The organism is Candidatus Nitrosopumilus sp. (genome assembly GCF_029882185.1).
In the GTDB taxonomy this organism is placed as follows: domain Archaea; phylum Thermoproteota; class Nitrososphaeria; order Nitrososphaerales; family Nitrosopumilaceae; genus Nitrosopumilus.
The window spans coordinates 1-8,551 of sequence record NZ_JAOULD010000047.1; the positions used below are offsets into that span (position 1 = coordinate 1).

Genomic DNA, 8,551 nt, shown 5'->3' on the forward strand with positions numbered 1-8,551 from the left:
TATAGTAAACAAGATTAATCCAAGAGAAATTTTCAATAAAGAATCAGCATTAGAAAATTTGGCGTGTTTTTTCGAATAAAGTTCCTTTACTGCAAAATTATTCATTTGTAATTTAGACTCCCAAATCGACGTTAAAAATGAAGAGACGATAATAAATCACGTAAAAGTCAAGCTTTTTTGGTTATTTTTATAGTTCAGGCAGAAGTTCTACTAAATTACGCCACGTAGAATCTGAATAATCTTTTCAGCAATTACATTTGCTGCTAAAGATTGAGCCTCTTTTGTTTGAGCACCGATGTGCGGAGTCAAAATTACATTGTCTAGCTCAGCCAACTTTGTTCCAATGGCAGGTTCTTTTTCAAATACATCCAAAGCAGCACCACCCAGAGTACCATTTTTGAGTGCATTGTAAAGGGCATCCTCATCAACAACACCACCTCTTGAGGTATTGATGATTTTTGCAGTCTTTTTCATAGTTGACATTTTTTCAGCATCAAGAAGATGATATGTAGAATCTAAAAGTGGAACATGTATCGATACATAATCAGAACTTTGTAAAAGAGTATTCAAATCAGCTTTCATCAGACCGACTTCTTTTGCAAATTCTTCATCAATTGGAACTACATCATACCCAATAATGTTCATGTTTAATGCACGTGCTAATCTTCCCAATCTTTTTCCAATATTTCCTAAACCAATAATTCCCAAATATTTTCCACGAAGTTCTGTTCCTTTGAGTTCTTTTTTGAGCCATTTTTCATTTCTTATCGCTCGATCACCTCTTGTAGTTTGTCTTGCTAATGATAACATTAGACCTAAAACCAATTCTGCAACGGCATTCATTGCTCCTTCTACAGCATTGATTACACGGATGTTTTTTGCTTTTGCAGATTCTTGATCAACATTATCTAATCCAACTCCAACTCTGGCAATAATTTTGCAATTATCAGCTTTGTCAATCATCTCTTTTGTGATGGTGGTTCTACTTCTAACAATGACAATGTTAAAAGAAGAAATCTTTTCAAGAATTTGTTCAGGAGATATTTCAGGTTCATATGAAACTTTTAATCCGTTATCAATCAAAATTTTATTCAATATAGGATCGACTTCATCACAGATCAGTACAGAGTCTTCAAATCCCATATGGAAAGAAAATGATCAACGGAATATAATTCATTAAGAAAATAAAAAGAAAAAAAGATGTTAAAAGATCAAGAAGTAAGGATTTCTGCCACTACAGGAATTACTTCCCATAATGCGACATAATCGCCACTTGCTTGCATTTCAGAAGCTACTTCATCAGTCATTAAACCGTGAATGTTTAGTGCAGGATGAGCAATACTGTTTGCTCCCATTGGTGGGACAGCATCACTTGGATTGCCTAAAGCGTATGCATAAGATGCTACTGGTGCTTGGATAACTCCTTTCTCAACTAGAACTGGGTTCAAGCCGAATGGGTCACCTGCTACAAAGACTGTAGCTGCGCCAGTGTAAATTGCTGCATAATCATGGTTTACTGCTGCATATGCACCTGGTTCATCAAAGACCAAATCAACAATCATTCCTTGTGAGCCACCGAGTAACCATGTCTCAGTTGCTGCAGATTGTACTCTGTTACCTTGGACAACTCTATCCAAGATTTCTCCAACAATGTGGAAGAAAACTGGTTCGTCACCTTGGTTTTCAATAAAGAGTCTCACGTGTTGATCATTTTCAACAAACAAGAGTTGTGATTGGTATTGCTTGTGTTCAAGTCCATTCCAGGGTTGTGCAACAAAGATGTTCTTCTTTACATCGCCATTGACGAGTAAGTTATGAGCCATGTTTGGTACGTAACCAAATTGCATTCCATTAACAACTGTTGCAGTGTTATGATGTTTGAACATTGCTCCTGCATCATAGTTACCTTCAGGTGTTAGGTACAATTGATTGTATTGGAGTTGGAACTCTAATGCATCTGCATCATAGAATTGTCTGTCAAGAGATACTTTACCTGCTGGATTTACTTTGGTCTTCTCTACCATTAATTTCTTGTATCCATTAACTGGATCAACGATTGCAATTCCGTACATGCCGGAAAGAACGTGTTGGTCCATGCCAATTAGTTTGACACCAGAACAATGGTATTTGAAGACACCTGCAGATTCAGCAATGTAACAGTACTGACTTGTTTCACCAGGATTAACTGATTCAAAGTTTGATGCGGACATTTGTGATGCGTGCATGTCGTTACCGTGTCCAGTAACTTCATCGTCTGGAATTGTAAGTGTCATTTTTACAACGTCACCTTGTGTAACTCTTAGTGTTGGTCCTGGGACTTGTTCACTAAAGGTCATGGCGTTGTAGGTTTTTCCTCCCATGATTGGAAGTTCAACACTTACACCAGTCAAATTGAACTCAACTACGTTTCGTCCAGTTTGTTCAAGTGCGCCACAATCAGTTTCTGCGAATGCTTGAGGCATTACAAGCTGTAAACCACCCATATTTCTGATCTGATCCATGACATTAACATCTAGTTTGGATGAGTCAAGGGATTGACCAGCAATCTGGGTTTGTGTGTATGTGCTTCCGAATAAGGTTGCTCCCATTACAGCTACTGCTGCAATAGTAAAGAGCATACTAACACGCTTATTCATAAAGCAACGCACTAGAGATTCCTATATAATAATTCCCATTAATGGTCCAGAAATTTTGAAATGAACTGAAAAAGAATCAATAATGGGTGAAAATTCAGTATAATCAGCATGGAATTTAGATTAGATCAAGATTCACTTGGAAAAGTTAAAATCCCATCTGACGCATATTATGGAGCATTTACGGGCAGAGCCATTAAACAGTATCACGTAACTGGGAATAAAAGCCATGAAAATCTGATAAAGTCATTTGTGATGATAAAGCGGTCTGCAGCAGTTGCAAATATGAAGACAAAGGCAATAGATGCAAAGAGAGGAAAAGCAATTGTTTCAGCATGTGATAAAATCTTGTCGGGAAAACATGTAGACCAATTTGTAGTAGACATGATAAATTCTGGGGCAGGTACTGCATTTAACATGAATTCAAACGAAGTGATTTCAAATGTGGCACTAGAAATACTTCATAAAAAGAAAGGACAGTACGAATTCCTACATCCAAATGATCATGTCAACATGTCACAATCAAGTAACGACACATATCCTACTGCAATGCATGTTGCAATTCTAATGAATCTCAAAGAGACAATCCCTGCCATAGATATTTTGATAAAATCATTATCTAAAAAAGCAAAAGAATTTTCATCATTCAAGAAAATTGGAAGGACTCATCTAATGGATGCATTACCAGTCACATTGGGGAGTGAATTTGCAGCATATATTACATCAATCACTAAAGCAAGAAAAGAAATCATTGATGCACAAAAAGAGTTGCAAAGTGTTGCATTAGGTGGAACTGCAGTAGGTTCTGGAGCTAATACACCAAAAGGATATAGAAAAATTGCAATATTAGAATTAGCAAAAATTTCAAAGTTATCATTAAAACCAGAAATAGATATGCAACATGGTTTGCAAAGTAAATTTGCAGTTGCAAATTTGTCAGGGGCTCTACGAAATTTGGCAATAGAGATTGGAAAAATTGCAAACGACATAAGATTGATGGCATCAGGTCCAATTGCAGGATTAGCAGAACTAGGAATTCCTGCAGTTCATGCAGGCTCATCCATAATGCCAGGAAAAGTAAATCCATCTTTAGCAGAATGTATGAACATGGTTTGTTTCAACATCATTGGAAACGATACAGCCGTTTCATGTGCAGCTCAGGGAGGACAGTTTGAGCTAAATGTCATGCTGCCTGGAATGTTAAAGTGTATGTTAGAATCAACAGACATGATAAAGAATTTCTTGCCAATATTTTCTGCAAATTTGATTGATGGGTTAACTGCTAACAAAGATAAATTACGTGAAGATATTGAGAACAGCCCGGTAATTGTCACATTGTTAACACCAAAGATAGGATATCTAAAATCAGCAGAGCTTTTCAAAGAGTCACTGAAAACTGGAAAAACCATCAGAGAACTTGTTGTCTCAAAGAAATTGATGAGTAACAAAGAGATCGATTCATTATTTGGATAGATCATGGCAAAGATTTTCGTAGAAGCCTACGGATGTTCTGCAAGCTTTGCAGATTCTGAGATGATTTCAGGATTAATCCTAAACGGAGGTCATACAATTACAGATAATTCAGAAGAATCTGATCTAAATATTGTAGTAACATGTTCAGTCAAAGATTCTACTGCTAACAAAATGATGTATAGAATTAATTCATTAAAATCAAAACCACTTATTGTAGCAGGCTGTCTTCCAAAAGCTGAAAAAGAAAATGTTGAAAAATTTTCAGAAAATGCCAGTTTGTTAGGTCCAAATTCATTAGGAAAAACGCTCCAAGTCATCAACACAACATTGAGAGGTCAAAAACAAATTGCGTTGGAAGATTCAGACTTGTCCAAAGTAGGACTTCCCAAAGTCAGACTTAATCCATCAGTAGGAATTGTGGAGATTGCAAGTGGATGTATGAGTGAATGTACTTTTTGTCAAACCAAACTATCCAAAGGAGATCTGTCAAGTTACAGATTGGGAGACATTGTCAGACAAGTCAAGACCGAAATTAAAGAAGGATGTAAAGAAGTATGGTTGACATCTACAGATAATGGGTGTTATGGATTGGATATTGGAACAGATTTGCCAACTCTGGTAAATGCAGTTTCAGAAATTCCTGGAGATTTTATGATTAGAGTCGGAATGATGAATCCAATGTACATGCCAAGAATAAAAGAAAAACTAATTGATTCTTATAGCAATGAAAAAGTTTTCAAATTTTTACACATTCCAGTTCAAAGTGGAAGTGACAAAGTCCTAAATGATATGAAGCGAGGCCATACATCTGGGACATATAAAGAAATTGTTAATAAAATAAAAGAAAGGTTTGCAGACTTCACTATTTCCACAGACATCATTGTTGGATTTCCTTCAGAAACTGAAGAAGAATTCCAAAAAACAATCTCATTGCTTGATGAAACAAAACCAGATGTGGTAAACCTATCAAAGTATAGTGCAAGGCCTGGAACAGAAGCAGCTGAATGGAAACAAATTGATGCATCTGAAGTTAAACGAAGAACCAAGCTAATTTTTGAACAGATCAGTAAACTATCTATGGAAAGTAATCAAAAATGGATCGGTTGGAAAGGCAAAGTCCTATTTGATGAGATGACAGATGAGGGAATAAAAGGTAGAAACTTTGCCTACAAACCCATAGCAGTTGAGGATGATGTAGAATTAGGCCAGTCATACATAGTTGAAATTACCGATGCCACAGTAAAGAGACTGGTTGGGAAGATCGCAAGCTAATTTTTTTCGATCTAAAATTTGATTAAAAAAACGTAAGAAGGTTTTTTATCTAAATCAGAAAATAAGATCAGAAATGAGTTTCCAAGTTAAAGAACCAGTTTTGATCATAGGCATTGGAGGCGTAGGCTCAAAATTAGCACTGCAAGCAAAAGAGTCACTAAATTCAGATTGCATGGTAATTAGTAATGACAAAAAGGACTTGTCACAAGAAAGCCTATCAATACACGTTTCAACAGATTCCGTTGTCAACCCATCTGTTCAGTTAATCAGAGGCTCAACTTACAAAGTTGAAGATGAAATTAAATCAAAAATTTCAGGGTATTCTACAGTTATCTTAATGAGTAATTTAGCAGGCAAAGCAGGCTCAGCCATGGCTCCGGTCATATCTGAAATATGTAAAAAATCAGATGCAGGTTTGATTTCATTTGCAATTATGCCTTTCAAGTATGAAAAAGACAGAATTTTCAATTCAGGAGTATCCCTAAAAAGAGTCAGAGAGAATTCAGAGTGTACTGTTGTGTTAGATAATGACTCATTGTTAGAAAGTAATCCAGATTTGAGTCCAAAATCATGCTATGAAATTGCAAATTCTGCAATGATGCATGTAATAGAATCACTAGGCACATCAGAGATATCATCTGAGACCAATGTCATCTCTACTAGTAAGAATGGACAAAATATCGAAGATTCACTCAGAGATTCACTAAAAATGCTATATGGTAATGCACCCCCAAATTCTGTTAAACGTTCAATGTTGTATGTAGTTGGAGGTAATAATATTCCTGTAGGAGTAATTAATTCAATTACAAATCTTACTGCAGGAATTGTTAATGAAAGTAATTCACAAATTGATATGACTTCAGAATCAGAAGATTCCAAAGTTGTAATGCTATCATCGATTCAAGGAATGACAAAGTTTGACAGTTATGATCCATTAGGAATGATTCCACATGAAAACACTCTTGATTGGTCAACACCAGATTGCAGTATTGATTGTGAATTAGATTTATACCAATTAGAGTAAACTGATTGTTTTAAAATTATAATTTTTTGAAAAGAATTAATCTTTCTTTGGTGCTTCTTTAGATGGTTCTTCTTTCTTTGGTGCTTCTTTAGATGGTTCTTCTTTCTTTGGTGCTTCTTTAGATGGTTCTTCTTTCTTTGGTGCTTCTTTAGTTGGTTCTACCTTATCAGAAACTTTTTTGGTTTCTTTTTCAGGAGAAACTTTGGTTTCTACTTCTTCATCATATCTTGAAACAAGAACATAACCTTCTTCGGTTTTGCTCATTCTAACTCTAACTTTTCTTGGAGGACTTCTAACTCCTTTTGCCCAAACCTCATGTGCTAATTCTTCCTCAATTTTTATTGTTTCAACTTTCATATGATGTTGAGCAAATTCTCTAATTATGTTAATTGCTCTAACAGCCCTATGTTGGGATTGAGAAAGTTTAACTTTACCTAAATTAATTGTGTAAACTCGTTCTAATTCTTGAGACATCTATCCTACCTCCACATCAGTTGATCTCCAAGCTCTACGTTTTGGATTTGTTCTTACATTTCTCTTAGTTTTGAGAATAATCCATGCAGGTACTGCCGAAGTCTGTCTAGTCTTTTTGAGTAGACGGATTTTCCTTGGAGAGGACTTGCGTGCAGCCATAGATTTTCAGGCACGAAGAGCTCTTTTTAAATGAATCTCAGGATTTTAGGCAACTGTGAATCTGTTTTAGGATTCGAGCAGATGCGCCCCATACAATTTGATTCTCATATTCAAAAGTATACATCTCCTGAATTCGATTATGAGATGGATCAGGATCTTTTACCTCAGTTTTTAAAAAGGATTCTAGAGGAATATGAAAAATTTTTTCAACTTCAGCATTGGCAGAAAGTGAGGGGATTTTATCAACTATTGCAATGAAAGGCAAAATCAAAAAACCAGAATTCAGAGTTATCACAGGATCTAGTTGTCCAATCACTTGGTCTCTAGAAATTGTCAGTCCTATCTCCTCATTAGTTTCACGCAATGCAGTTTCTAACAAATCAGAATCATCAGGATCCAATTTCCCACCAGGAAATGAAATCTCACCAGCATGGAATTTCATATCTTTTGGTTTTTCAGTCATTACAACTAGTGGTTCATCGCCATAAATTACAACAAGGATTGATGCCAAACGATACTTGTCACTATGTTCTAACAAAGGATCAATAGGAGTAGAGAGAAGTGATTTTAAATCATCTAAAAGCATCATAATTCTTTCCTATTATTCCATATGGGTTTTGATATTCAAAGGTTTTAACCCAGAAGAAAAGAAATGAAAATATGACAATCAGGTATGAAGCCAATCCTCCAAAAATTTTACCGGATGTGAATACTAATGAGTCAATTCAAAAATTTGTTGAAAAGATAAAAATCATTTCAAAGAAATGTGATGCCATACATCTAACTGAAAACGTGTTAGGATTTCAAAGAGTTTCACCAATCAAGGTTGGAAAAATTATCAGAGAAAAAATTCCAGATTTACCAATTACCATCAGTCTCAGAGTCAGAGATAAAAGTGAAAGTGAGATTTTAAGATTTGTCAATAAGTGTATTTCCATGGGATTCTCAGGAATTTTGATTTTGATGGGAGATCCGTCACAAACAGGAAAAAAAGATTCAGGCCAAATTCCAAGTTTGACTGTAAAAAGATTAAGAGAGCAAGGAGTGGATTCTAAAATTGATTTATATCTTTCAATATCAAACAAGCCTGATTTTTCAAAAATCGGAAAAAAACTAGAAGCAAAGCCCAAAGGATTCATGACTCAAGTTATTCAAAATATAGACCAAGTTGAAGAACTATATGAAAATCTCAAAGGTTTTTCAATAATTCCAATACTGCTGTATCCATCTCCAAAAAATGAAAAATCTGCAGAGTTTCTGAATTTAGATTTAGCATCATATAGCAAAGAATTTGAAGGATTATTGGAAAAAACACAAAACATTACAGGAGATGTTTTACTTACTTCTCCAAGTGACTTTAATGGACTGGATAAATTTTTAGAAAAATATACCAATTAAAGCACAAAATATTTTGCATTAGGATGATGAACAACTATTGCAGCAGTTGATTGTTCTGGAATGATTTGACCAGACTCCGTCAATGTCATTCCAGATTTTTCAGGTTGCAATAATTTCC

Annotated in this window: 9 protein-coding genes and 2 pseudogenes; 5 read left to right on the forward strand and 6 right to left on the reverse strand. The window is 35.3% G+C overall.

Going from position 1 to position 8,551, the window contains the following annotated elements; translation table 11 throughout:
- Positions 1-210: 210 nt before the first annotated feature.
- Positions 211-1,143 carry a D-2-hydroxyacid dehydrogenase gene (locus OEW78_RS08895; RefSeq protein WP_300326954.1) on the reverse strand — a complete coding sequence of 311 codons (933 nt, stop codon included), beginning with the start codon at positions 1,141-1,143 and terminating at the stop codon, positions 211-213.
- A gap of 68 nt (positions 1,144-1,211) precedes the next feature.
- Positions 1,212-2,618, reverse strand: coding sequence for a multicopper oxidase domain-containing protein (locus tag OEW78_RS08900; protein ID WP_300326960.1), 1,407 nt, complete (start codon positions 2,616-2,618; stop codon positions 1,212-1,214).
- Between the two features lie 126 nt (positions 2,619-2,744).
- Between OEW78_RS08900 and OEW78_RS08905 the strand changes: the two genes are divergently transcribed.
- From OEW78_RS08905 to OEW78_RS10580, 4 genes and pseudogenes are all read left to right on the forward strand, one after another.
- Positions 2,745-4,106, forward strand: a complete 1,362-nt coding sequence (locus OEW78_RS08905; protein WP_300326955.1) for an aspartate ammonia-lyase — start codon at positions 2,745-2,747, stop codon at positions 4,104-4,106.
- Between the two features lie 3 nt (positions 4,107-4,109).
- Positions 4,110-5,378 (forward strand): tRNA (N(6)-L-threonylcarbamoyladenosine(37)-C(2))-methylthiotransferase, encoded by a 1,269-nt coding sequence (locus OEW78_RS08910; protein WP_300326956.1) that lies wholly within the window; start codon positions 4,110-4,112, stop codon positions 5,376-5,378.
- 73 nt (positions 5,379-5,451) lie between these two features.
- Positions 5,452-6,402: a cell division protein FtsZ gene (locus tag OEW78_RS08915; protein WP_300326957.1), complete on the forward strand. Its 951-nt coding sequence runs from the start codon at positions 5,452-5,454 to the stop codon at positions 6,400-6,402.
- Between the two features lie 94 nt (positions 6,403-6,496).
- A pseudogene (locus tag OEW78_RS10580) lies at positions 6,497-6,646 on the forward strand (hypothetical protein); the annotation flags it as partial.
- Positions 6,647-6,648: 2 nt separating this feature from the next.
- Here OEW78_RS10580 and OEW78_RS10585 read toward each other — a convergent pair.
- From OEW78_RS10585 to OEW78_RS08930, 3 genes and pseudogenes are all read right to left on the reverse strand, one after another.
- Positions 6,649-6,876, reverse strand: a pseudogene (locus tag OEW78_RS10585) (50S ribosomal protein L31e); the annotation flags it as partial.
- The gene (locus OEW78_RS08925; RefSeq protein WP_008301622.1) at positions 6,877-7,035 is read right to left on the reverse strand and encodes a hypothetical protein; all 159 of its coding nucleotides are present in this window, start codon (positions 7,033-7,035) and stop codon (positions 6,877-6,879) included.
- 37 nt (positions 7,036-7,072) lie between these two features.
- The gene (locus OEW78_RS08930; protein ID WP_300326959.1) at positions 7,073-7,624 is read right to left on the reverse strand and encodes a CoA pyrophosphatase; all 552 of its coding nucleotides are present in this window, start codon (positions 7,622-7,624) and stop codon (positions 7,073-7,075) included.
- A gap of 71 nt (positions 7,625-7,695) precedes the next feature.
- On the opposite strand from OEW78_RS08930, the gene OEW78_RS08935 reads away from it, so the two are divergent.
- The gene (locus OEW78_RS08935; protein ID WP_366523056.1) at positions 7,696-8,433 is read left to right on the forward strand and encodes a 5,10-methenyltetrahydrofolate synthetase; all 738 of its coding nucleotides are present in this window, start codon (positions 7,696-7,698) and stop codon (positions 8,431-8,433) included.
- Here the strand turns inward: OEW78_RS08935 and OEW78_RS10590 are convergent.
- Positions 8,430-8,543, reverse strand: coding sequence for a vitamin B12 dependent-methionine synthase activation domain-containing protein (locus tag OEW78_RS10590; RefSeq protein ID WP_366523057.1), 114 nt, complete (start codon positions 8,541-8,543; stop codon positions 8,430-8,432). The two genes, OEW78_RS08935 and OEW78_RS10590, sit on opposite strands and share 4 nt — an antisense overlap.
- Positions 8,544-8,551: the final 8 nt, after the last annotated feature.

Bases quoted from the DNA above. Each gene is read 5' to 3' on its own strand.
- OEW78_RS08895 (WP_300326954.1), bottom strand. From the start codon at position 1,143: ATGGGATTTGAAGACTCTGTACTGATCTGTGATGAAGTCGATCCTATA.
- OEW78_RS08900 (WP_300326960.1), bottom strand. From the start codon at position 2,618: ATGCTCTTTACTATTGCAGCAGTAGCTGTAATGGGAGCAACCTTATTC.
- OEW78_RS08905 (WP_300326955.1), top strand. From the start codon at position 2,745: ATGGAATTTAGATTAGATCAAGATTCACTTGGAAAAGTTAAAATCCCA.
- OEW78_RS08910 (WP_300326956.1), top strand. From the start codon at position 4,110: ATGGCAAAGATTTTCGTAGAAGCCTACGGATGTTCTGCAAGCTTTGCA.
- OEW78_RS08915 (WP_300326957.1), top strand. From the start codon at position 5,452: ATGAGTTTCCAAGTTAAAGAACCAGTTTTGATCATAGGCATTGGAGGC.
- OEW78_RS08925 (WP_008301622.1), bottom strand. From the start codon at position 7,035: ATGGCTGCACGCAAGTCCTCTCCAAGGAAAATCCGTCTACTCAAAAAG.
- OEW78_RS08930 (WP_300326959.1), bottom strand. From the start codon at position 7,624: ATGATGCTTTTAGATGATTTAAAATCACTTCTCTCTACTCCTATTGAT.
- OEW78_RS08935 (WP_366523056.1), top strand. From the start codon at position 7,696: ATGACAATCAGGTATGAAGCCAATCCTCCAAAAATTTTACCGGATGTG.